The following is a 23,320-nucleotide window of genomic DNA, read 5'->3' as shown; positions in this document are numbered from 1 at the left end:
GCGGCTCCTGTGGGATCATGCACGGTTCAATGCGCCTCGTCCCAGTTGTGCGCGGCGCGGGCGTCGACTTTCAGCGGTACGCGCATGTCCAGCGCCGGCAGGGCGGCGTTTTCCATGGTGGTGACGATGAGGGGGATGGCCTTGTCGATCTCGGCGTCCTCCACCTCGAAGATCAGTTCGTCGTGGACCTGCAGCAGCATGCGGCAGCGCTCGCTCAGTTTCGCGGCCTCCAGGGCCGGTTCCATCTGCACCATGGCGCGGCGGATGACGTCGGCGGCCGAGCCCTGGATCGGGGCGTTGATCGCGGCGCGCTCGTTGAAGGCGCGCACCGAGGGGTTGGACGAGCGGATGTCGGGATAGTGCGCCCGGCGGCCGAAAATGGTCTCGACATAACCGTTTTCGCGCGCGAACGCCTTGGTCGCATCCATATAGTCGCGGATGCCGGGAAACCGTTCGAAATAGCGCTTGATGTAGTCGCCGGCCTCGGAGCGCTCGATGGAGAGCTGGTTGGCAAGGCCGAAGGCGGAGATGCCGTAGATGATGCCGAAATTGATGGCCTTGGCCCGGCGGCGGATCTCGCTCGACATGCCCTCGACCGGCACGCCGAACATTTCGGACGCCGTCATCGCGTGGATGTCGATGCCGTCGGCAAAGGCCTGGCGCAGCTGCGGGATATCGGCGACATGGGCGAGCACCCGAAGCTCGATCTGGCTGTAGTCGGCCGAGATCAGCTTGTGGCCGGGCGTCGAGATGAAGGCCGTGCGGATCTTGCGGCCTTCGGTCGTGCGGATCGGGATGTTCTGCAGGTTGGGTTCCGACGAGGACAGCCGGCCCGTGGTGGTGGCGGCCAGCGCATAGGAGGTGTGGACGCGCCGCGTCTGCGGGTGCACGAAGCCGGGCAGGGCATCGGTATAGGTGGATTTGAGCTTGGTCAGCTGGCGCCAGTCGACGATGCGGCGCGGCAGGTCGTGGCCGGAGAGCGCGAGCTCTTCGAGCACCTGGGCCGACGTCGACCATTGCCCGGTCTTGGTCTTCGACGCGCCGGGCAGGCCCATCTTGCCGAAGAGGATGTCGCCGAGCTGCTTGGGCGAGCCGATGTTGAAGCTTTCGCCGGCGAGCGCGTGGATCTCGGCCTCCAGCCGGGCCGCGCCCTGGGCGAGTTCGCCGGAGAGCCGCGACAGGATCTGCCGGTCGATGGAGATGCCGCGTTCCTCCATGCGGGCGAGCACCGGCACCAGCGGCCGCTCCAGCCGCTCGTAGACGCGCAGGAGCTTCTTGGCGGCAAGCCGGGGTTTCAGCACGTGCCAGAGCCGCAGTGTCACGTCGGCATCCTCGGCGGCATAGGCCGTGGCGCGGTCGATATCGACATAGTCGAAAGTCACCATCGACTTGCCGCTGCCGGCCACGTCCTTGAAAGGGATCGGCTGGTGGCCGAGCCAGCGGTCCGACAGCGCATCCATGCCATGCGTGTTGGCGCCGGCATCCGACACGTAGGACATCAGCATCGTATCGTCGAAACGGGCGATCTCGACGCCGTGCCGCTTCATGACGAGATAGTCGTATTTGAGGTTCTGGGCGACCACGAGCACGGCGGGGTCTTCGAGCAGCGTCTTCAGGAGATCGATCGCCTGTCCGCTCGCAATCTGGTTTTCCACCAGACCGCCGCCCAGGAGATCGCCGACGCCGCTCTTGTGCAGCAGCGGCACATAGGCCGCGCGGATGGCGGTGCCCGAGGGATCGCGCGTGTTGTCGGCGATGGCGAGCGAGAAGCCGACGAGATCGGCCTGCATCGCGTCGAGCGAATTGGTTTCCGTATCGAAGCCGACGAGGCCGGCCTCGCGGGCGGCGGCGATCCAGCGCTCCAGCGTCGCGATGTCGCGGATCGTCACATAGGCCGAGCGGTCGATGGGCGCGGTGGCGAAGGTCTCGGCCCGGGACAGGGCGAGCGCCTGCGGCGTCGCGCCGGTCTCCACGGGAAGGACGGGCGCCTGGCTCAGAATCTTGGCCGCTTCCTGCGCGGTTTCGGGCGTGCCTTGCGCGGCCGGTGCCGCGGCCTGTGCGGCCGCCTCGCCCGGATCGAGATCCGGCCCGTGCGCCTGCGGCCCGCCCTCGACCGGGATCTGCGCGGCGGTCACCGCTTCGGCATCCGTCTCGGTCGCGGCCGCCACGCGGCGGGTGAGCGAGGTGAATTCCATGGCCTTGAGGAAGGCGACGAGCTTCGGCCCGTCCTGCGGATGCAGGTCGAGCGCGTCGAGCGGCGTCTCCACCGGCACGTCGGTCTTCAGCGTCACGAGTTCGCGCGACAGGCGGGCGAGATCGGCATGGGCGAGGATGTTCTCGCGGCGCTTGACCTGCTTGATCTCGCCGGCGCGGGCCAGAAGCGTGTCGAGATCGCCGAACTCCTCCAGCAACTGCGCCGCCGTCTTCGGGCCGATGCCCGGAATGCCCGGCACGTTGTCGGTCGAATCGCCGGTCAGCGCCTGCAGGTCGATCATCTTTTCGGGCGGCACGCCCCATTTCTCGATGACCTCGGGAATGCCGATCTGCTTGTCCTTCATGCTGTCATACATGGAGACGCAGGGCGTCAGCAGCTGCATTAGGTCCTTGTCGGAGGAGACGATGGTGACGTCGCCCCCCGCCTCTTCCGCCATGCGGGCATAGGTGGCGATCAGGTCGTCGGCCTCGAACCCCTCCATCTCGATGCAGGGCAGATTGAAGGCGCGCGTCGCATGCCGGATCAGGCCGAATTGCGGGATCAGGTCTTCCGGCGGGGCGGTGCGGTTGGCCTTGTATTTGTCATAGAGAGCGTTGCGGAAGGTCTTGGACGAATAATCGAAGATCACCGCGAAATGCGTCGGCGTGACCCCAACCGAGGTGTCGCGCGCGTCGGTCAGAAGCTTCCACAGCATGTTGCAGAAGCCCGAGACCGCATTGACGGGCAGGCCGTCCGATTTCCGGTTCAGCGGGGGGATGGCGTGGAAGGCCCGGAAGATGAAGCCAGAACCGTCCACGAGGAAGAGATGATCGCCTTTTTTCATGCAGACACGGATAGCGCGACAGGCGCGAAAGGTCCATCGGGCAAGCCGCGCGGGCGATGCGCCCGGCACCATCGCCCCCTGTTTGCCGGAGGCGAGCGGCATCCATCGCAAACCTTACCAAATTGTAATCAGGCGTGCCCTGTCTTTCCCTTGAAAAGCCACATTCGGACCCACAAATTGAGGTCAACGGCAGCGTCAAGCGCCGTCATCTGGTCAAGGCCTGTCCCCCGCCGAACCCAGATGCAGGACAAAGGCCTAACCCCCCTCTCCGGGCCTTTGTCCATCATCAAACCGTCATGGCCCGCCTCCGCCATGGCGGTTTTTCTTTATGGGGCATGGCGGTTTTTCCGTTTACGGGGCATGGCGGTTTTTCTTTTATGGGGCGTGCCGGTTTTTTCCGTGTCCGGCACCGGCTTCATCTTGTCACCCTGCCTGGGCGGGCGTACCCATTCTTATGGCCTACGACCGCATGGAGTCCGCCACCTATCTCGCCAGCCTGCTGGCCAGATGCTTCTCCCGCCAGCTGCAGGAGAGGGGCCGCGCGCTCGGCTTTGCGCCGGGGCAGTATCCGGTGCTGGCGGAATTGTGGAGCGCGGACGGGCTGACCCAGCGCCAGCTGGTCGACCGGCTGGATGCCGAGCAGGCGACGATCGCCAACACGCTCTCGCGCATGGAACGGGACGGGCTGGTCGCGCGGCGTCCGCATCCGACCGACCGGCGGGCGCAGCAGATCTTCCTCACCGAGCACGGACGTGCGCTCGAAGGCGCGGCGAGGGGCGCAGCGCAGGCGGCCGACGATGCGCTCTTTACCGGCTTCCGCCGTTTCGAACGGGAGCTGATGCTCGAATATATGCGCATGGCGATCGCCAATGCCGCGCCGCTGCCGCTCTCCGGGGCCGCTCCAGAGACGGAGACAGAGGCAGAGAGAGTGGCCGGGCCCGGGGCCGGGGCATGGTCCGGCGCGGAGGCGGACACCGGGCGGGAACCTCTCCCGGACGTCCCCCGTTAACGTCTCCCGTTGACATGTCCGTTGACGCGTTCCCGCGAAGCGCCTGTCGAGGCAAGGGCCCATCGACGCCTTGCGTCGAGATGCGGGTCTTCCCAAGCGGGAATTTTTGAGTAGGGTCGCGCCGATATACGGGGCCGATATCCCGGGCCGATCTTTAAGGAGCAGTGCCACATGACCGACATCACCGGCGTTCTCGCCAAGGCGGATAGCAATCTCGACGCCAGCCTGGAACGGCTCTTCGACCTCGTGCGCATCCCCTCCATCTCCACCGATCCCGCCTACAAGGATGCCTGCCGCAAGGCGGCCGCGTGGCTGGTGGCGGATCTCGAGAGCCTCGGGTTTCAGGCTTCGGTGCGCGATACGCCCGGCCATCCCATGGTCGTCGCGCATCATGAGGGCGCGAGCGCCGACGCCCCGCATGTGCTGTTCTACGGCCATTACGACGTGCAGCCGGTCGATCCGCTGTCGCTCTGGGACACGGACCCGTTCACGCCGTCGGTGCGCGAGCTTTCGCCTGGTCGAAAGGTCATCACCGGTCGCGGCACCTCCGACGACAAGGGTCAGCTGATGACCTTCGTGGAGGCCTGCCGCGCCTATAAGGAAACGCATGGCAGCCTGCCCTGCCGCGTCACCATCCTGTTCGAAGGCGAGGAGGAATCCGGCTCGCCGTCGCTGAAGCCGTTCCTCACCGCCAACGCGAAGGAGCTGACGGCCGACTATGCGCTGGTCTGCGATACCGGCATGTGGGACGGCGATACGCCGGCGATCTCGGCCGGCCTGCGCGGCCTCGTGGGCGAGGAGATCGTGGTGACCGCGGCCGACCGCGACCTGCATTCCGGCCAGTTCGGCGGTGCCGCCGCCAACCCGATCCATATTCTCGCGCGCATCCTGGCCGGGCTTCACGACGACACCGGCCGCGTGACGCTCGACGGCTTCTATGACGGCGTCGAGGAAACGCCGACGCAGATCAAGGCGGCCTGGGAGACGCTCGGCCAGACGGCGGAGAAGATGCTGGGCGAGATCGGCCTGGCCATTCCCGCGGGCGAACAGGGCCGCTCGGTGCTGGAACTCACCTGGGCGCGCCCGACGGCCGAGGTCAACGGCATCACCGGCGGCTATACCGGCGAGGGCTTCAAGACCGTGATCGCCGCCAGGGCATCGGCCAAGATCTCCTTCCGCCTCGTCGGCCAGCAGGACCCGGACGCGATCCGCACGGCCTTCCGCGATTATGTCCGCGCCCGCATTCCGGCGGATTGCTCGGTCGAATTTCACGAACATGGCGGCTCGCCGGCGATCCAGCTCCCTTACGATTCGTCGCTGCTCAACACGGCGAAGTCGTCTTTGTCGGAGGAATGGCCGAAGCCCGCCGTGATCATCGGCATGGGCGGCTCGATCCCGATCGTCGGCGATTTCCAGAAGATGCTGGGCATGGAATCGCTGCTGGTCGGCTTCGGCCTGTCGGACGACCGCATCCACTCGCCCAACGAGAAATACGACCTGAAATCCTTCCACAAGGGCATCCGCTCCTGGGTCCGCATTCTCGACGCGCTGGCCGCGGCACGCTGAGAGGCAAGCTGACGCCTTGAAATCTCTCAAGATTGTGAAGGCGCCGCCGGCCGGGACGCCCTTGACCCGGCCGGGTGGCGATGGTCTCATGACCCATATGACGTCGAGACTGCTTCCGCCGGACCGAAAAAGACCTGCATGAAGACGATCCGTGCCTTGATCTGGCCGGCCGTCGGGCTCGCGGCTATCCTGTTTTCGCTTTACGGCCTCTACCACGAGCTGCGGGGCCTCTCGCTCGACGACTTCCTGACGCGTTTCGAGGCCGTGCCGCTGCGCAGCTGGCTTCTGTCGGCGAGCGCGACGCTAGTCGCCTATGCCGCGCTTGCCGCTTACGATCATCTGGCGCTCGAACATCTCGGGCGTCGCCTGTCGCTGACCTTCATCACCGTCTGCTCGTTTACCGCTTACGCTTTGTCGCACACGATCGGCGCATCGGTGTTCTCGGGCGCCGTGGTGCGGTACCGGGCCTATGGGTCGAGGGGCCTGAGCGTCAGCGAGACCGGCATTCTCGTCGCCTTCTGCTCGCTGACCTTCGTGCTGGGAACGCTGACGCTGTCGGCGATCGTGCTCCTGATCGAACCGGAGATCGTCGATCGGTTCTCTGCCGTCATTCCGATCGAGGCCTCGATTTCGACCGCGCTGTTGATCCTCGCGCTGATCTCGCTCTATCTGCTGGGGAGCCTCATCGGCTTCCGGCCGATCCACACGAGATGGTTTCGGCTGGAATATCCACGCCCGACGCTGGCCGTCCGCCAGTTGCTCATCGCCCCGGTCGAGCTGATCGGCGCAGCGGCGATCATCTATTTCGCGCTGCCGGTGGCGGGCAATCCCGGCTACATGGTCGTGCTCGGCGTGTTCCTCGCCTCGTTTTCGGCGGCCCTGCTCTCGCATGCGCCGGGCGGCATCGGCGTGTTCGAGCTGATCTTCATCGCCGCGCTGCCGGAGGTCGATCCGGCCTCGGTGCTGGCGGCGCTCGTGATCTTCCGGCTGTTCTACCTCGTCATTCCGTTTTTGATGGCGCTCGTCGTGGTCGTGCTGTTCGAGCGCCGTCAGTTTCTGGAGCGTCGCCGCGCGGGGATGTGACCCCGCTTACGAAGGGGTGTGGCAGACCTTCGGCACGGACGCGGCAAAGGGCGTCTTCACCTCTTCGAGTTCCGCGCTCTCGATGTGCAGCGGCGTGAAGGGCGGCTCCTGGATGGCGGCATTGACGATGCGGGTCACGTAGCAGCCGGCAAAGATGCGCTCCTTGCCGTCCTTGTCCACCGAGCGCACGGCGACCGGCACCGGCGCATAGAGGCTGCCGGCCGCGCCTTCCTGCGTCACGACGCCGGTCTTCACCTCGACATCGACCGTCTTCTTGTAGCCCTCGACGAAGCTCGCATAATCCCCGGCCGGCGGCTTGTCGCCGAAATAGGCATAGGCGCGGGCATATTCCTTGCGTTCGATCGCGTTGTAGAGCGACTGGACGAGCTTCGCGCCATCCGAGCGATCGTCGACATAGGGCGCATCCTGCGCGAGAGCAGCAGTGGGAGATGCAAGGCTCCCTGCGACAAGACCTCCTGCAACGAGGCCTCCTGCAAAGAGGCTCTGGGCGATGAGGCCCCTTGAGAAGAGACGGGTGGCGAAAGGGCGGGCGCGGTGCGGCATGGCGGGTCCTCATGGTGTTTTTGGTTTCATTCTAAATGATGCAGGCAAGGTCGCTTTAAAGCGGAGGGCGGCGGGATTCTTTGCGCCGAAAACCAGGATGCGCGTCTCTGCAAGGCATCCGGCCACCGCCATACGGCGAATGGACGGCCATTCGGCGGAGGGTCGGCACCTCTAACGGCCCGGAAAATGCCGGAAAGGGGCCCGGACGACGGTCGAATCCCGTTTTTCACTCAAATGTGAGCGATCTGTTCAACGCTGTTTTTCCGACCTATCGTTCACGATGTGAGGATGGACGATTTTGCCAGGGGGACACGATGGCGCTGAAAATGCTTTTTGCGGAATTCATGACGGTGGCGGTGCGGGCGGCGCCGCTTCTGCCGAAGCTCGGGCCGAAATTCGTGGCGGCGCGGCAGGCAGCCCGCAGCAAGCAGGCGATGATCGCCTCGCCGGCGATCGAACTGCCGATGCAGCCCGCCCCGATCAATCCGGACTGGATCGTGTCCGGCACGCCGGTCGCGCGGGCGGCCGAACATTCCCGCAGCCACGACGATGCCGCCGTGACCGCCATGTGGGACTGCACGGCCGGCGAATTCAACTGGTATTTCGGCTGGGACGAAACCGTCGTCATCCTCGAAGGCGAGGTGCATGTGACGGCCGAGGACGGCACCGAGCGGACCCTGCGGGCCGGCGATATCGGCTTCTTCAACGGCGGCACCTGGGCCAACTGGCGCATCGACACCTATGTCCGCAAGATCGCCTTCTGCCGCAAGAAATTCCCCGAATCCGTGGTGCTCGCCTATCGCCTGCGCGATCTGTTGCGGGGCGAAGCCCCGAAGGCCGCGCTCGCGGCCTGAGGTGCGGGCCCGAGGTCCGGAGCGGGCCGCGAGGGGGACCATTTTCGCAAGCCCGCGCCGCGTTCGGGCGTTGCCTTTGCAGCCCCGGCATCCTACGTCATGAGGCCCGCCGGACAGCGGCGGGTCGGTGACAGGGGAAGACAATGGCAGCCACCAGGACGGCAATTCGCAACGTCGCGGTTCAGATGGACCACGTCTCCACCATCAATATCGCGGGCGATTCGACCTTTGCGATGAGCCTGGAGGCGCAGAACCGCGGCTACCGGCTGTTTCACTACACGCCGGACCGGCTGTCGATGCGCGACGGGCAGGTCTATGCCACGGCGCAGCAGATGACGCTGCGCGACGTGAAGGGCGACCATTTCACGCTCGGCGAACCGGAGCGGCTCGATCTTTCCACCATGGATGTGGTGCTGCTGCGCCAGGATCCGCCCTTCGACATGGCCTATATCACCTCGACCCATCTTCTGGAGCGCATCCACCCGAAGACGCTGGTGGTGAACGACCCCGCCTGGGTGCGCAACTCGCCGGAAAAGATCTTCGTCACCGAATTTCCGGACCTGATGCCGAAGACGCTGATCACCCGCGATGCCGCCGAAATCGCCAAATTCCGCGAGGAAATGGGCGATATCATCTTGAAGCCGCTCTACGGCAATGGCGGCGCCGGCGTGTTCCATTCCACCCGCGACGACCGCAACATGTCCTCGCTGCTCGAAATGTTCGGGCAGATGTTCCGCGAGCCCTTCATCGCGCAGGAGTACCTGCCGGCGGTGCGCAAGGGCGACAAGCGCATCATTCTCGTCGATGGCGCGCCCGTCGGCGCGATCAACCGCGTGCCGGCCGAGCACGATGCCCGCTCCAACATGCATGCCGGCGGCAAGCCCGAGCCGACGGAGCTGACGACGCGCGAACGGGAAATCTGCGCCCGCATCGGCCCGGCGCTGCGCGAACGCGGCTTCCTGCTGGTCGGCATCGACGTCATCGGCGACGTCATGACCGAGATCAACGTGACCTCGCCGACCGGCATCCGCGAGGTGAAGGCCTTCGGCGGGGCCGACATCGCCGCTGTGCTCTGGGATGCGATCGAACGCAAGCGGGCCTGAGCCCGGAGCGTCGATCCGGGCCCGGGTTGCAGGAATTGCAACCTTTTCGACATGTCCGATTGCATTCGTTCGTCCGATGTTCTTGTTTTATTCTTTTCGATGTGTCATGTGAGGGATGTCTCATAAAGACATCGAGCGGAGAAGCGGGAACGGAGACGTGGGAACATGGTGGCACGGGTCAGCACGGTGGCGTTCCAGGGCATCGAGGGTGTGCCGGTCGATGTGCAGGTGATGGTCGCGCCGGGCAAGGTGGGCGTGCAGATCGTCGGCCTGCCGGACAAGGCGGTGGCCGAAAGCCGGGAGCGCGTGCACGCCGCCCTTCACGCCTCGGGCCTCGCTCTGCCGGCAAAACGCGTGACCATCAACCTCGCGCCCGCCGACCTGCCGAAGGAGGGCAGCCATTTCGACCTGCCGATCGCGCTCGGGCTGATGGCGGCGCTGGGGGCGATCCCCTCGGATGCGCTTTCGGACTATGTCGTCATCGGCGAGCTCAATCTCGACGGCACGATCGCGGCCGTGGCCGGCGCGCTGCCGGCGGCGATCGGCGCGAACGCGATCGGCAAGGGCCTGATCTGCCCGGCCGACAGCGGCGCGGAGGCGGCCTGGGCCGGTGCCGAGATCGACATTCTCGCGCCGCGCAGCCTGATCGCGCTCGCCAACCATTTTCGCGGCACGCAGGTGCTGACGCGGCCGGAGCCGGCCATCCGCGCGACCCCCGCCAATCTGCCCGATCTCGCCGACATCAAGGGCCAGGAAAGCGCCAAGCGCGCGCTCGAAGTGGCCGCGGCCGGCAACCACAATCTGCTGATGGTCGGCCCGCCCGGCTCGGGCAAATCGATGCTGGCCGCGCGCCTGCCCTCCATCCTGCCGCCGCTGTCGCCGGGGGAACTTCTGGAAGTGTCGATGATCCACTCGATCGCCGGGCAGCTGCCGGGCGGCAAGCTCTCGGACCGCCGGCCCTTCCGCACGCCGCACCATTCCGCCACCATGGCGGCCCTCGTCGGCGGCGGCCTGCGCGCCCGGCCGGGGGAGGCCTCGCTCGCGCATAACGGCGTGCTGTTCCTCGACGAGGTCCCGGAATTCACGCCGCAGGCGCTGGACGCGCTGCGCCAGCCGCTCGAGACGGCCGAATGCATCATCGCCCGGGCCAATCACCGCATCAGCTATCCCGCCGCCATCCAGCTGGTCGCGGCCATGAACCCCTGCCGCTGCGGCATGGCGGGCGAGCCGGGGCACAGCTGCGCCCGCGGCCCGCGCTGCGCGAGCGATTACCAGGCGCGCATTTCCGGCCCGCTGATGGACCGGATCGACATCCGCATTTCCGTGCCCGCCGTGTCGGCCGCCGACCTGATCCGCCCGGCAAAGGCCGAAACCAGCGCCGTCGTCGCCGCGCGCGTCGCGCAGGCCCGTGCCCTCCAGATTGACCGCTTCATCGCCTTCGGCATGCCGAAGATCACGTCGAACGCCCGCTCGACCACGGCGATGATCGAGGCGATGGCCGAGCCGGATGCGGCGGGCCTTCAGCTCCTGCGCGATGCCGCCGAACGGATGGCCTTCTCCGCCCGCGCGTATCATCGCGTGTTGAAGGTCGCCCGAACGCTGGCCGATCTCGATGGCGCCCCGAGGGTCGGCCGCGTGCATCTCGCCGAAGCGATCTCCTACCGCGTCACGGGGGACCGGATGACCAATGCGGCCTGAGGCGCGAGGGCAGGGCGAGAAGAGTGCGGCGAGAGGGGTGGTGCGAGAGGGTCAGGCGAGAAGGGCGGGGCGTGACCGCCTGACCTGTGCCGGGCCCGGGAAAATGCGCCGGCCTTGACCGGTTGCGAACTTTATCGCCGGGCGCGAATACGGCACTGTCCCCGTCGGGGACGGCGTCGGTGCGTCGGCCTCATGGCGCCGGTCGCAGCCCACCCCGGTCAAACACCCGGTCATGACGCCCGGTCAGAACACCTGGTTGATATAAGGGAACCGCATCCATGAAAACGCTCGTCGTCTGCTCAGGCGGACTGGATTCCGTCACGCTCGCCCATCACGTGGCGCGCGATCGTCAGCTCGCCTGCCTCCTGTCGTTCGATTACGGCCAGCGCCATCGCCGCGAGCTCGATTATGCGGCGGAGGCCGCAGGCAGGCTCGGCGTGCCGCATCATCTGATCGACATCGGGCCGATCGGCGCGCATCTCACCGGCTCGGCGCTGACCGACGACATCGCGGTGCCCGACGGGCATTATGCGGAGGAGACGATGAAGGCGACGGTGGTGCCGAACCGCAATGCCATCCTGCTCACGATCGCCTTCGGGCTCGCCGCCGCGCAGACACTGGACGCGGTGGCCGTCGCCGTCCATGGCGGCGATCACTTCATCTATCCCGACTGCCGGCCCGATTTCATCCGGTCGTTCCAGACGATGCAGGACCATGCGCTCGACGGCTATGCCGCGGTGACGCTCTATGCGCCTTACGTCGAGCGCTCGAAAGCCGACATCGTCACCGACGGTGCCGGCAACGGCACGCCCTTTGCGCGGACATGGTCCTGCTACAAGGGCGGGGAAATGCATTGCGGCCGGTGCGGCACCTGCGTGGAACGGCGCGAGGCGTTTCACCTCGCCGGCGTCGCCGATCCCACCGCCTATGCGGATGCCGACTTCTGGCAGGAGGCGCTGAAATCCGGGCGCTTCGTCGCGGACGAGACCCGCTGAGACGCCAAGCCAGAGGTCCCTGAAACGTGGATCACTGCGGCGTCGATCCCTGCAGCGTCGATCACTGCAGCGTCGGCGGATCCTCGTCGCCGAAGAAGGAGCGGATGCCTTCCCGGGCGACGGTGGCCAAAAACTCGTCGAAGGCCTCGCGGTCGGTCGGGAAGGGGTCTTCCCACTCGGTCACGTCTTCTTCCTGCGTCAGGACCAGCATCCGCCAGTCGAGGTTGGTGCCGGCCGGACGGGAGATATCGACCAGCACGGTGACGCCGTCTTCGGTAAACTCGCCGGAAAGCTCCGAATATTCCATTTCCGGTTCATTATCGTTCGACATGGGTCCTTGCTCCTCTTCGTCCTGTCCGGTTCCCGCCGCCATTGCGCGGAAGATATGCTGCGGCGCCCGTCCTTGATGCCATCCGCATCTCACATGCCGCTGCGTGCGCGCGCAACGGGCAGATCGGCGACCGCCGCCAGCATCGCGATGTCCCGGTCCCGAACCTCCGGCGTGATCTCCGGCGTCCGCTGGCCGAACCAGGCCTTCAGCGCCTCGACGGCGGCGCCGTGCGGCGGCGGATAGGAGGACAGGCCGAGCACCCAGCCGCGCAGAATGTCGCGGTCCATGCGGCCTTTTTCATATTGCTGCTGCATGCGCCGTACGGCGATCGCGAGATCCTCCTGCGTTTTCACAGGCGCGCGCCACGCCGGGGGGATCGGGGCGAAAGGCCGCGGGGCGAAAGGCACAGGAGGTGGGTCGTTGATGTCACGGGCGTCTACCATGGTCGGCGCCGCAACCGGCGGCACTCTTCGGAAAACCCTATGGCAAAAGCCGGAAGACCGAAACCGCTTCTCTGAAAAATCCTTTGCGCCAGACACCGTGTGCCTGGTCCCGTGCCGGCGCGAGGTGGCGAAACCGTCTGCGGACCGCCATCCCTCAGACGGCAAAAAGCCCCGGCGAGCGGGGCTTTGAGACCTGATATCTAACGGTGTCGGCTCAGCGAAGTCCGAAGAAGGAGAGGACAGCGAGGACGACGACGACCAGACCGACGATGTAGATGATGTTGTTCATGACGGGTTCCCTGTGTTTGACAGGGGGCGAACGCGTCATTCCGTGTTTCGTTCCATTTTGCACGCTCCGGGAGCAGGGCGAACGCCGCATTATCGTTCGTTGCCGCGAACATTCATTTCCTTGAGTATTCGTCAATTCTTACAGAAGGCGTCGGAAACGTCGAATCCGATTTTCCTTTGTGGGCTGTGTCACGCCTGCCGTTCCGCATCGACGGCACATCCAAGCAAGATCCTGTCGCGGCCGTGCATCTCACCGGGAAACACCCTGCGGACATTTTCGGCACAGAGCTTCCGGATGGTTGTATTTCAGCTTTCGGCTGTAATGGCGTTGCATTGAAAATATTTTCGTCATCAATGACAAATTTCTTTTCGCATCGCTTATGAATCGCTATCACCAATTACATTATATATTAAGAATGTATTCAATGATGTGTTTTGTGACGTTATTTGATGCAGTCCTGCCCGTTTCTGGGGCGCAATGTCAGAAGCGTACAGATGTCGGTGATGTGGTGGCGAAGTCGTCCAGACTGCCGCATAAGCTTCGAAATACCAGCGTGTGGAGCAATGGTATGAGTCCGGGCTCTTACCCGGCGAGGAATGACCATGGCGCCACTGGAGCGGGAAAGCGTCCGCAACAATCTGCTGCGAATGATGACGCCGGCTATCTTTGCCAGGCTGCAGCCGCTGTTGGAGCGCGTGGATCTTCCCGCACGGCACGTTCTCGTGGAACCGCATCGTCCCACACCCTTCGTGACCTTCATCGAAAGCGGCCTCTGCTCTCTCGTGGCCACGAGCGCCGATGCGGAGGATATCGAGGTCGGCCATATCGGCTCGGAAGGGCTGGTCGGTGCGCATGTCCTTCTGAAGGTGATGAGCACGCCGAACCGGGCCTTCATGCAGGCGCCCGGTTCCGGTATCCGCGTTCCCGCGAAAGCCGTGCTCGACATTCTCCAGGATGGCGAGACCAATACGCTCTTGATGAATTACATTCACTGCAGCGAGATCCAGGTCGCGCATTCCGCGCTCGCCAATGCGCGCTACAATATGCATGAGCGTCTCGCGCGCTGGTTGCTGATGTGCCATGACCGGATCGGCGGCGACGATCTGCCGCTGACCCATGAATTCCTGTCGATCATGCTCGGCGTGCGGCGCTCCGGCGTCACCAACGAGCTGCATGTCATCGAAGGCATGAAGGCCATCAAGGCGACCCGCGGCAATATCCGCATCCTCGACCGCACTCGTCTCGAAGACATTGCCGGGGCGTCCTATGGAGAGCCGGAGAAGGAATACGACCGGCTGATCGGCCGCGCCCTCCCTCAACGGCGGTAGACGCCGCGACAGGCGCCGGCAACAGGCGCCCGCGACAGGCGCCGGCAACAGGCGCCCGCGACAGGCGCCCGCAACTGACGAAGGTCGTTAACGCCCCGTTAAATCGCCGCATTTACAGTTCACCGCACCCTGCAACGGCTTGGGCAACGGCTTGGGCAACGGCTTGGACGGCGCGCCGGTCGTTCTTTTCCAGGCGACACCCAGGCGCACACCAAGTCGCATATTCAGGCGCGAACACGGAGCGGTCACATCCCGGTATGGCAGGCAAATCTCGTTCACGTCCCCGCATCGATCCCTCCTTTTCGAGCGGGGACGACGATGGAATCCGCGTCGATGCGAGTGACCGCGTGAGCGGTCGGCCCTCCACCAAAACGGCCGCCTCCCGGAAAGCAAAGAGCGGCAAGGCGCCGCGCCGGTCCCTCAAGGGCCGTGGCGGCCGGCGGGGCGGCGGCGGCGGCGGTGGGCTGTTCGGGTTCGTCCGGTCGCTCGTCTATTGGTGCATCGTCGCCGGCATCTGGGGCGCCATGGGCGTCGGCGGCCTCGTGCTCTATTACGGCTCGCGCATGCCGAATGCGACGAGCTGGAGCATTCCGGAACGCCCGCCCAACGTGAAGATCCTCGCCGTCGACGGAGATACCTTTGCCAATCGGGGCGCGACCGGCGGCGAGGCGATCGCGCTCGAGGACATGTCGCCCTTCATTCCCCAGGCCGTCATGGCCATCGAGGACCGGCGGTTCTATTCGCATTTCGGGGTGGATCCGCTCGGCCTCGCCCGTGCCGTCTTTGCCAATGTCACCTCCGGGCGCATGGTGCAGGGCGGCTCGACGCTGACGCAGCAGCTCGCTAAGAACCTGTTTCTGTCGCCCGAGCGCACGCTGGAGCGCAAGGTGCAGGAAGTGCTGCTCGCCTTCTGGCTGGAGCAGAAATATTCCAAGGACCAGATCCTTGCGATGTATCTCAACCGTGTCTTCTTCGGTTCCAACGCCTACGGCGTCGAGGCCGCCTCGCAGCGCTACTTCAACAAGTCGGCCCGCGACGTGAACCTCGGTGAAGCCGCCCTTCTCGCCGGCCTTCTGAAGGCGCCCTCGCGCCTGTCGCCGGCGCGCGACCCGAAGGCGGCCGAGGCGCGGGCGCAAGTGGTGTTGGGCGCGATGCGGGAAGAGGGGCTGATCACCGACGACGAGGTGAAGACCGCCATGTCCCAGCCGCCGACCAAGGCGAAGAGCTTCTGGTCCGGCGCGCAATATTATGCGGCCGATCTGGTCATGGATCAGCTTCCGGGCCTCGTCGGCACGGTCAAGCAGGATCTGGTCGTGGAAACCACGCTCGATCTCGATCTCGAAAAGAAGGCCGAGACGACGCTGGCCGCCATTCTCAAGGAAAGCGGCACCAAGTCTCGCGCCTCGCAGGCAGCGCTCGTCTCGGTGGATGCGACCGGCGCGATCCGCGCGCTCGTCGGCGGGCGCGACTATGCCGACAGCCAGTTCGACCGCGCGGTGAAGGCCAAGCGCCAGCCGGGCTCGGCCTTCAAGCCCTTCGTCTATGCCGCGGCCATGGAGATCGGCCGCACGCCGATGTCGATCCGCAACGACGCGCCCGTGCGCATCGGCAAATGGACGCCGGAGAACTACGACCAGAAATATCGCGGCGAGGTGTCGCTCGCCGATGCGCTCGCCAATTCGCTGAACACCATCGCGGCCCAGCTGGTCATGGAGGTCGGCCCGCCGCAGGTGGCCAAGCTCGCCCATCGCCTCGGCATCGAATCGGAGCTGCAGGCGAACGCTTCCATCGCGCTCGGCACGTCCGAGGTCAGCCTGCTCGAGCTCACCTCGGCCTATGCACCCTTCATGAACGGCGGGTTCAAGGCGACGCCGCACATCGTCAAGCGGGTGCTGACGACGGAGGGCAAGGTGCTCTACGAGAACACCTACGACAACCCGCCGCGCGTGCTCGATCCGGAGATCGTCTCGGAGATGAACCAGATGATGGTGGGCGTGGTGGAGCGCGGCACGGGCAAGAACGCCAAGCTCAAGGGCTGGCAGGTCGCCGGCAAGTCCGGCACCACGCAGTCCTTCCGCGATGCCCTGTTCGTCGGCTTCACCAGCAACCTCACGACCGGCGTCTGGTTCGGCAATGACGACGGCACCTCCATGAAGAAGGTGACGGGCGGCGGCCTGCCGGCCAAGGCCTGGGCGACCTACATGGCCGAGGCGCACGAGGGGCTGACGCCGTCGCCGATCTTCGGCACGAAGGGCATCCAGCCCTCCTTCGAGGATCCGGGCATCCAGCGCACCATCGGCGATGTCATCTCCGGCGCCTTCGGGCGGAAGCCGGCCGATGTCTATCCGGATGCGCCGGTGGCGGATGCGGAAATGCCGCCCGCGCAGGGCGGGTCCATGGATGCCGCGGACGGGGGCCTCGTGCCGCCGGCCGATGTCGGCCAGACCACGGGCGCCACGCCGCCGACGCGCCGCACCACCCTGTTCGATATTCTGACCGGGGGTTGATCTGGGCCTGGCTTGGGGTTGGCTAGGGCCTCGCTAGGGCCTGGCTGGGGCCCGGGTGGGGCTTGACGGCGCGGCGCAGGCGTGCGGGTCCGGAATCCGGTCTAAACTCTTTCGGCTCCGCCTTTCTTTTCACCGCCTTCAGGGCCTTCGACGCCTTGCACAGCAAAAATCCCGTCCTTATATACGCCGCACGTCCAAGGCTTCCGGGCCGCGGCACAACACGACAAGAGCATCCCTAGGGGCTGTCGCACGAATGCCTGACCGGGTTCCGACAGTCCGCTGCAAGGAGAGAACGACATGGCAAAAGTAATCGGTATCGATCTGGGAACGACCAACTCCTGCGTCGCCGTCATGGACGGCAAGGACGCGAAGGTCATCGAAAATGCGGAAGGCGCGCGCACGACGCCGTCCATGGTCGCCTTCTCGGATGATGGCGAGCGCCTCGTCGGCCAGCCGGCCAAGCGCCAGGCCGTCACCAATCCGGAAAACACCCTCTTCGCCGTGAAGCGCCTCATCGGCCGCCGCTACGAAGACCCGACGGTCACCAAGGACAAGGCCCTCGTGCCGTTCGAGATCGTCAAGGGCGACAATGGCGATGCCTGGGTGAAGGCCGGCGGCAAGAACCAGTCCCCGTCGCAGGTCTCGGCCATGATCCTTCAGAAGATGAAGGAAACCGCCGAATCCTACCTCGGCGAAAAGGTCACGCAGGCCGTCATCACCGTTCCCGCCTACTTCAACGACGCCCAGCGCCAGGCCACCAAGGATGCAGGCCGCATCGCCGGTCTCGACGTGCTGCGCATCATCAACGAGCCGACGGCGGCAGCCCTCGCTTACGGTCTGGACAAGACCGAAGGCAAGACGATCGCGGTCTACGACCTTGGCGGCGGCACGTTCGACGTCTCGGTTCTGGAAATCGGCGACGGCGTCTTCGAAGTGAAGTCGACCAATGGCGACACCTTCCTCGGTGGTGAAGACTTCGACATGCGTCTCGTCGAATATCTCGCGGGCGAGTTCAAGAAGGACCAGGGCATCGACCTGAAGAACGACAAGCTCGCGCTTCAGCGCCTCAAGGAAGCTGCCGAAAAGGCGAAGATCGAGCTGTCCTCGTCGCAGCAGACGGAAATCAACCTGCCCTTCATCACGGCGGACGCCTCAGGCCCGAAGCACCTGACGCTGAAGCTGACGCGTGCGAAGTTCGAAGCGCTGGTGGACGATCTCGTCCAGCGCACGATCGCGCCCTGCAAGGCCGCGCTGAAGGATGCCGGCGTGTCCGCCTCCGAGATCGACGAAGTCGTGCTCGTCGGCGGCATGAGCCGCATGCCGAAGGTGCAGGAAGTCGTCAAGCAGCTGTTCGGCAAGGAGCCGCACAAGGGCGTCAACCCGGATGAAGTCGTCGCTCTCGGCGCGGCCATCCAGGCCGGCGTTCTCCAGGGCGACGTCAAGGACGTCCTGCTCCTCGACGTGACCCCGCTGTCGCTCGGCATCGAAACGCTCGGTGGCGTCTTCACCCGTCTGATCGAGCGCAACACGACGATCCCGACGAAGAAGAGCCAGACCTTCTCGACCGCGGAAGACAGCCAGTCGGCCGTCACCATCCGCGTCAGCCAGGGCGAGCGCGAAATGGCGCAGGACAACAAGCTGCTCGGCCAGTTCGACCTCGTCGGCATTCCCCCGGCACCGCGCGGCATCCCGCAGATCGAAGTCACCTTCGACATCGACGCGAACGGCATCGTCAACGTCTCGGCCAAGGACAAAGGCACCGGCAAGGAGCACCAGATCCGCATCCAGGCATCGGGCGGCCTGTCCGACGCCGACATCGAGAAGATGGTGAAGGACGCCGAGGCCAATGCCGAGAACGACAAGAAGCGTCGTGACGGCGTCGAGGCGAAGAACCAGGCCGAAAGCCTGATCCATTCGTCCGAGAAGTCGCTGAAGGAATATGGCGACAAGGTTACCGAAGCCGACCGCACCGCCATCTCCGACGCGATCGCCGCGCTGAAGACGTCGGTCGAGGCTTCCGAGCCGGACGCCGAGGACATCAAGGCGAAGACCCAGACGCTGCTGGAAGCGTCCATGAAGCTCGGCCAGGCGATGTATGAATCGCAGCAGACCGAAGCGGCCAATGCCGATGCCGCAGCGGATGCCGCCCGCGACAACGTCGTCGACGCCGACTACGAAGACGTCAGCGACGAGGACGACCGCAAGAAGTCCGCGTAAGGCCCGAAGGCCTCGCGCGCATGAGATGAGGCCCGGAGCGAAGGTTCCGGGCCTTTTTCGTAGCGCACGATACGGGCTGCGGGCATGGTTCTTGCCTTCATTTCGACGAAAAAGCCGGAACCGGCGCGGATTCGCTATGGTATCGGACGAGAGGATTTCCTAAATCCTTGTCAAGGGCATTCGGCGAAACGAAATCTGGCTCAATGAAATCTGGCGACGGCCGACGGCCGGTCCTGTCGCCGCGGTTCAACGGGATACGCGCGACCACATGAAACGTGATCTTTACGAAACACTCGGTGTTGCAAAGACAGCCGACGAGAAGGAGCTGAAAGCGGCCTTCCGCAAGCTGGCGATGAAATACCACCCGGACAAGAATCCGGGCGATGCGGAATCGGAAAAGACCTTCAAGGAAATCAACCAGGCCTACGAGACGCTGAAGGACCCGCAGAAGCGGGCGGCCTACGACCGTTACGGCCATGCGGCCTTCGAGCAGGGCGGCATGGGCGGCGGCGGTGGCGGCGGCATGGGCGGCGGTGCGGCCGGCTTCTCCGATATCTTCGAGGACATTTTCGGCGAGATGATGGGCGGCGGACGCCAGCGCCAGCGCTCGTCCGGCGGCCGCGAGCGCGGCGCCGATCTCCGCTACAACATGGAGATCACGCTGGAGGAGGCCTATGCCGGCAAGACCGCGCAGATCCGGGTTCCCACCTCGATCACCTGCGACGTCTGTTCCGGCTCGGGCGCCAAGCCCGGCACCAAGCCGACGACCTGCGGCACCTGCCAGGGCTCGGGCCGCGTGCGCGCCGCGCAGGGCTTCTTCTCGATCGAGCGGACCTGCCCGACCTGCCAGGGCCGCGGCACGATCATTCCCGATCCCTGCACCAAGTGCCACGGCCAGGGCCGCGTGACGGAAGAGCGTTCGCTCTCGGTCAACATCCCCGCCGGCATCGAGGACGGCACCCGCATCCGCCTGTCGGGCGAAGGCGAGGCCGGCCTGCGCGGCGGTCCCTCGGGCGACCTCTATATCTTCCTGTCGGTCAAGCCGCACGAGTTCTACCAGCGCGACGGCGCCGACCTCTATTGCAGCGTGCCGATCTCGATGACGACGGCAGCGCTCGGCGGCAAGTTCGACGTGCAGACGCTCGACGGCACCAAGTCGCGCGTCACCGTTCCCGAGGGCACGCAGGCCGGCAAGCAGTTCCGCCTGAAGGGCAAGGGCATGCCGGTGCTGCGCTCGACGCAGGTGGGCGACCTCTACATCCAGATCGGCATCGAGACGCCGCAGAAGCTGACCAAGCGCCAGCGCGAGCTGCTCGAGGAGTTCGCCGAGATCTCGTCGAAGGACAACAATCCCGAATCCGCCGGCTTCTTCGCCCGGATGAAGGAATTCTTCGAGGGCTGATCGGCACGGATCGGCATGGACAGGGCCGGGCGCAGGACTGCGTCCGGCCGTCGTCATGATGGACCTTTTCGTCATTGCCCTCATCATTGCCCTTATCATTGCCCTCGACGTTCTCTGCCCCATCTCTTGGAGCCTGAACGCGCAAGGATGTCTGTCATGACCTATGAGCTTTATTACTGGGACGGCCTTCCCGGCCGCGGCGAATTCGTGCGGCTCGCACTCGAACAGGCGGGCGCCGATTACGTGGACATCGCCCGCGGGTCCGACGGCACCGACCGGATGCTGGACATCCTGGAGGAGACCCGCGCGGACGCGCCCTTTGCACCGCCCTTCCTGAAGCACGGGGACCTGATCCTGTCGCAGACGGCCAACATCCTCTTCTATCTCGGTCCTCGCCTCGGTCTGGCGCCGGAAAGCGAAGGCGAGCGCCATCGCCTCAACGGCCTGCAGATGACGATCGCCGACATGGTTGCCGAAGCCCACGACACCCACCATCCGGTCGCGACCGGCCTCTACTACAAGGACCAGAAGCCGGAGGCGAAACGCCGGGCGGCGGATTTCCGAACAGTGCGCATCCCGAAATATCTCGACTATTTCGAGCGCGTGCTGTCGGCCCATCTGGGCGGGCCGAAGCACATCATCGGCACGGCGCTGACCTATGGCGACCTGTCGCTCCATCACCTGCTCGAAGGCCTGCACTATGCCTTCCCGCAGGCCATGAGCGCCTATGGCAACCGCTGGCCGCACCTGGACGCCCTTCGCCGCGATGTCGCGAGCCTGCCGAACATCGCCGCCTATCGCGCCTCCGACCGCCATATCCCTTTCAACGAAAGCTGCATCTTCCGCCGCTATCCCGAGCTGGACGGCACCGGGACCGGGCAACAGGGGTGAAAGCGCCCCGCCCGCTTGTCAGCCATCGCGGGAAAGCTTAGAGCCGGACGGCATGCCGCAAAAAGTCTCCCTGTCCCGTCTGAAGCTCGGCGATTTCCGCAATTATGCGGCCCTTTCGCTCGATCTCGACGCGCGCCATGTCGTGCTCACGGGCGAGAACGGTGCCGGCAAGACCAATCTCATGGAAGCCGTCTCCTTCCTGTCGCCGGGGCGCGGCCTGCGACGCGCGGCCTATGCCGATGTTCCGCGCGTGGGTGCCGAGGCCGGTTTTTCGGTCTTCGCCGTCCTCGAGGGCATGCAGGGCGATGTCGAGATCGGCACCGGCACGTTCGGCACGGAGGAGGGACAGGCGCGTCGTCTGCGCCTCAACGGCACCAATGCCAAGGCGATCGACGAGCTGCTCGACCATCTGCGCGTGCTCTGGCTGACGCCGGCCATGGACGGGCTGTTCACCGGCGCCTCCGGCGACCGCCGCCGCTTCCTCGACCGGCTCGTCCTGTCGCTCGACCCCGACCACGGACGGCGGGCGACCGATTTCGAGCGCGCCATGCGCAGCCGCAACAAGTTGCTCTCGGAGCCCGGCGCCGATCCCGTCTGGCTGACCGGGCTGGAGCGCCAGCTGGCCGAACTCGGCATCGCCATGGCGCTCGCCCGCAACGAGATGCTCGGCCTGCTCGCCGCCCTCATCGACCGCAGCCCGGATGACGGCACGTTTCCGAAGGCGGATCTGGCGCTGTCCGGCTTTCTCGACGGCGAATGGCATCGCCCGGCCTTCGATCTGGAGGAAGACTATCTGGAGCGGCTGCGGCTCGGCCGCTGGCGCGACGGGGCGGCCGGGCGCACGCTGGAAGGCCCGCACCGCAGCGACCTCCTGATCCGCCACCGGGCGAAGAACATCGAGGCCGAGCGCTGCTCGACCGGCGAGCAGAAGGCGCTGCTCGTCGGCCTCGTGCTGGCACATGCAAGGCTGGTCGCCGACCTCACGGGCCACGCGCCGGTGCTGCTGCTCGACGAGATCGCCGCGCATCTCGATGCCGGCCGCCGCGCGGCCCTGTTCGACATCGTCGACGATCTCGGCGGACAGGCCTTCATGACCGGCACCGACCGCGCCATGTTCTCGGCGCTCGGCGATCGGGCACAGTTCCTGACGGTTGCCAACGGCCAGGTTTTCGAGTGAGACTGGCGACATGGCCGAAGCACCGGAAACGCATCTAACACTGCCCCTGTCGCCACAAGAGATCGACCGCTATTCCCGACACATCCTGCTGCCGGAAATCGGCGGGCAGGGGCAGCAGGCGCTGAAGGCGGCGCGCGTGCTGGTGGTCGGCGCGGGCGGGCTCGGGGCGCCGGTCATCCTCTATCTCGCGGCGGCCGGCGTCGGCACGCTCGGCATCGTGGATGACGACGTGGTGTCGCTCTCCAATCTCCAGCGTCAGGTGGTGCATCCGACCGCGGCCGTCGGCACCCCCAAGGTGGACAGCGCGGGGGACACGGTCGCGCGGCTGAACCCGCATGTGACCGTTCGTCCGCTGCCGTTCCGGCTAACGTCCGACACCGTCTCCGAAACGCTCGGCCATTACGACATCGTGGTCGATGGCTCGGACAATTTCGACACGCGCTATCTCGTGGCGGAAGCCGCCGAGACCCTGCGCCTCCCGCTCGTCACCGGCGCCGTCGGCCGCTTCGACGGCTCGCTGACCGTGCTTATGCCCTGGACGTCCGACAGGAATGGCCGCCCGGCGCCGCGCTACCGCGATCTCTTCCCGGAGCCGCCGCCGCCCGGCACCGTGCCCTCCTGCGCCGAAGCCGGCATCGTCGGCGCCCTGACCGGCGTCATCGGCACGCTGCAGGCCATGGAGGTGATCAAGCTGATCACCGGCGCCGGAGACCCCCTCGTCGGCCGCCTGCTGCTCTACGATGCCCTCGCCGCCCGTTTCGACACCATCCGCTACAAGCGCCGCCATGCGGATTAGGGAAGGCGCGCCGTCTTCGCGGCGATGGG

The 23,320-nt window shown here is 65.7% G+C and carries 17 protein-coding genes and 1 pseudogene; 14 read left to right on the top strand and 4 right to left on the bottom strand.

The features are described 5' to 3' along the window. Positions 1-26 precede the first annotated feature (26 nt). Entirely contained in the window at positions 27-3,038 is a 3,012-nt protein-coding gene (gene polA / locus C8J36_RS14155; RefSeq protein WP_132535772.1) for a DNA polymerase I, read from the bottom strand. A gap of 454 nt (positions 3,039-3,492) precedes the next feature. Between polA and C8J36_RS14150 the strand changes: the two are divergent. From C8J36_RS14150 to C8J36_RS14140, 3 genes and pseudogenes are all read left to right on the top strand, one after another. Then, a pseudogene (locus C8J36_RS14150) lies at positions 3,493-3,915 on the top strand (MarR family transcriptional regulator); the annotation flags it as partial. A 303-nt stretch (positions 3,916-4,218) separates the two neighbouring features. Continuing rightward, positions 4,219-5,613: a dipeptidase gene (locus C8J36_RS14145; protein ID WP_132535768.1), complete on the top strand. Its 1,395-nt coding sequence runs from the start codon at positions 4,219-4,221 to the stop codon at positions 5,611-5,613. Between the two features lie 138 nt (positions 5,614-5,751). Continuing rightward, the gene (locus C8J36_RS14140; protein WP_132535766.1) at positions 5,752-6,696 is read left to right on the top strand and encodes a lysylphosphatidylglycerol synthase domain-containing protein; all 945 of its coding nucleotides are present in this window, start codon (positions 5,752-5,754) and stop codon (positions 6,694-6,696) included. Between the two features lie 6 nt (positions 6,697-6,702). Here the strand turns inward: C8J36_RS14140 and C8J36_RS14135 are convergent, their stop codons facing one another. Then, positions 6,703-7,260, bottom strand: a complete 558-nt coding sequence (locus C8J36_RS14135) for a hypothetical protein (RefSeq protein WP_207897507.1) — start codon at positions 7,258-7,260, stop codon at positions 6,703-6,705. Positions 7,261-7,574: 314 nt separating this feature from the next. On the opposite strand from C8J36_RS14135, the gene C8J36_RS14130 reads away from it, so the two are divergent. The 4 genes from C8J36_RS14130 to queC all read left to right on the top strand — a co-directional run bounded on the left by C8J36_RS14130 (position 7,575) and on the right by queC (position 11,910). Next, positions 7,575-8,114, top strand: a complete 540-nt coding sequence (locus C8J36_RS14130) for a cupin domain-containing protein (RefSeq protein ID WP_062595462.1) — start codon at positions 7,575-7,577, stop codon at positions 8,112-8,114. Between the two features lie 143 nt (positions 8,115-8,257). Continuing rightward, complete coding sequence (gene gshB, locus C8J36_RS14125; RefSeq protein WP_062595461.1) at positions 8,258-9,217, top strand: glutathione synthase; 960 nt, start codon at positions 8,258-8,260, stop codon at positions 9,215-9,217. 165 nt (positions 9,218-9,382) lie between these two features. Next, on the top strand, positions 9,383-10,915 hold the full coding sequence (locus C8J36_RS14120) for a YifB family Mg chelatase-like AAA ATPase (protein WP_062595460.1): 1,533 nt from the start codon (positions 9,383-9,385) through the stop codon (positions 10,913-10,915). Between the two features lie 278 nt (positions 10,916-11,193). Beyond that, complete coding sequence (gene queC / locus C8J36_RS14115; protein ID WP_132535764.1) at positions 11,194-11,910, top strand: 7-cyano-7-deazaguanine synthase QueC; 717 nt, start codon at positions 11,194-11,196, stop codon at positions 11,908-11,910. A 61-nt stretch (positions 11,911-11,971) separates the two neighbouring features. On the opposite strand, the gene C8J36_RS14110 is transcribed toward queC, so the two are convergent. After that, on the bottom strand, positions 11,972-12,241 hold the full coding sequence (locus C8J36_RS14110) for a hypothetical protein (protein ID WP_062595458.1): 270 nt from the start codon (positions 12,239-12,241) through the stop codon (positions 11,972-11,974). A gap of 89 nt (positions 12,242-12,330) precedes the next feature. After that, positions 12,331-12,594 (bottom strand): hypothetical protein, encoded by a 264-nt coding sequence (locus C8J36_RS14105; protein WP_132535762.1) that lies wholly within the window; start codon positions 12,592-12,594, stop codon positions 12,331-12,333. Between the two features lie 981 nt (positions 12,595-13,575). Between C8J36_RS14105 and C8J36_RS14100 the strand changes: the two genes are divergently transcribed. The 7 genes from C8J36_RS14100 to moeB all read left to right on the top strand — a co-directional run bounded on the left by C8J36_RS14100 (position 13,576) and on the right by moeB (position 23,291). Continuing rightward, entirely contained in the window at positions 13,576-14,301 is a 726-nt protein-coding gene (locus tag C8J36_RS14100) for a Crp/Fnr family transcriptional regulator (RefSeq protein WP_132535760.1), read from the top strand. 257 nt (positions 14,302-14,558) lie between these two features. After that, positions 14,559-16,808: a transglycosylase domain-containing protein gene (locus C8J36_RS14095; protein ID WP_132535758.1), complete on the top strand. Its 2,250-nt coding sequence runs from the start codon at positions 14,559-14,561 to the stop codon at positions 16,806-16,808. Positions 16,809-17,105: 297 nt separating this feature from the next. Further along, complete coding sequence (dnaK, locus tag C8J36_RS14090) at positions 17,106-19,025, top strand: molecular chaperone DnaK (RefSeq protein WP_132535756.1); 1,920 nt, start codon at positions 17,106-17,108, stop codon at positions 19,023-19,025. A gap of 268 nt (positions 19,026-19,293) precedes the next feature. Beyond that, a complete protein-coding gene (gene dnaJ / locus C8J36_RS14085) occupies positions 19,294-20,427 on the top strand; it encodes a molecular chaperone DnaJ (RefSeq protein WP_062595453.1) in 1,134 nt (377 codons plus the stop codon). A gap of 156 nt (positions 20,428-20,583) precedes the next feature. Further along, on the top strand, positions 20,584-21,318 hold the full coding sequence (locus C8J36_RS14080) for a glutathione S-transferase (protein WP_132535754.1): 735 nt from the start codon (positions 20,584-20,586) through the stop codon (positions 21,316-21,318). A 52-nt stretch (positions 21,319-21,370) separates the two neighbouring features. Continuing rightward, positions 21,371-22,495, top strand: coding sequence for a DNA replication/repair protein RecF (gene recF / locus C8J36_RS14075; protein ID WP_062595451.1), 1,125 nt, complete (start codon positions 21,371-21,373; stop codon positions 22,493-22,495). Between the two features lie 10 nt (positions 22,496-22,505). After that, positions 22,506-23,291: a molybdopterin-synthase adenylyltransferase MoeB gene (gene moeB / locus C8J36_RS14070; protein WP_132535752.1), complete on the top strand. Its 786-nt coding sequence runs from the start codon at positions 22,506-22,508 to the stop codon at positions 23,289-23,291. Positions 23,292-23,320 lie beyond the last annotated feature (29 nt).

This window comes from Rhizobium sp. PP-F2F-G48, from assembly GCF_004342335.1.
GTDB lineage: Bacteria > Pseudomonadota > Alphaproteobacteria > Rhizobiales > Rhizobiaceae > Ferranicluibacter.
The sequence above is the reverse complement of the archived record's forward strand: the minus strand, read 5'-3'. Positions and strand labels throughout refer to the sequence as shown.

Bases quoted from the DNA above. Each gene is read 5' to 3' on its own strand.
- gshB (WP_062595461.1), top strand. From the start codon at position 8,258: ATGGCAGCCACCAGGACGGCAATTCGCAACGTCGCGGTTCAGATGGAC.
- polA (WP_132535772.1), bottom strand. From the start codon at position 3,038: ATGAAAAAAGGCGATCATCTCTTCCTCGTGGACGGTTCTGGCTTCATC.
- C8J36_RS14140 (WP_132535766.1), top strand. From the start codon at position 5,752: ATGAAGACGATCCGTGCCTTGATCTGGCCGGCCGTCGGGCTCGCGGCT.
- C8J36_RS14080 (WP_132535754.1), top strand. From the start codon at position 20,584: ATGACCTATGAGCTTTATTACTGGGACGGCCTTCCCGGCCGCGGCGAA.
- C8J36_RS14095 (WP_132535758.1), top strand. From the start codon at position 14,559: ATGGCAGGCAAATCTCGTTCACGTCCCCGCATCGATCCCTCCTTTTCG.
- dnaK (WP_132535756.1), top strand. From the start codon at position 17,106: ATGGCAAAAGTAATCGGTATCGATCTGGGAACGACCAACTCCTGCGTC.
- C8J36_RS14130 (WP_062595462.1), top strand. From the start codon at position 7,575: ATGGCGCTGAAAATGCTTTTTGCGGAATTCATGACGGTGGCGGTGCGG.
- recF (WP_062595451.1), top strand. From the start codon at position 21,371: ATGCCGCAAAAAGTCTCCCTGTCCCGTCTGAAGCTCGGCGATTTCCGC.
- C8J36_RS14120 (WP_062595460.1), top strand. From the start codon at position 9,383: ATGGTGGCACGGGTCAGCACGGTGGCGTTCCAGGGCATCGAGGGTGTG.
- C8J36_RS14145 (WP_132535768.1), top strand. From the start codon at position 4,219: ATGACCGACATCACCGGCGTTCTCGCCAAGGCGGATAGCAATCTCGAC.
- queC (WP_132535764.1), top strand. From the start codon at position 11,194: ATGAAAACGCTCGTCGTCTGCTCAGGCGGACTGGATTCCGTCACGCTC.
- C8J36_RS14110 (WP_062595458.1), bottom strand. From the start codon at position 12,241: ATGTCGAACGATAATGAACCGGAAATGGAATATTCGGAGCTTTCCGGC.
- dnaJ (WP_062595453.1), top strand. From the start codon at position 19,294: ATGAAACGTGATCTTTACGAAACACTCGGTGTTGCAAAGACAGCCGAC.
- C8J36_RS14135 (WP_207897507.1), bottom strand. From the start codon at position 7,260: ATGCCGCACCGCGCCCGCCCTTTCGCCACCCGTCTCTTCTCAAGGGGC.
- moeB (WP_132535752.1), top strand. From the start codon at position 22,506: ATGGCCGAAGCACCGGAAACGCATCTAACACTGCCCCTGTCGCCACAA.
- C8J36_RS14100 (WP_132535760.1), top strand. From the start codon at position 13,576: ATGGCGCCACTGGAGCGGGAAAGCGTCCGCAACAATCTGCTGCGAATG.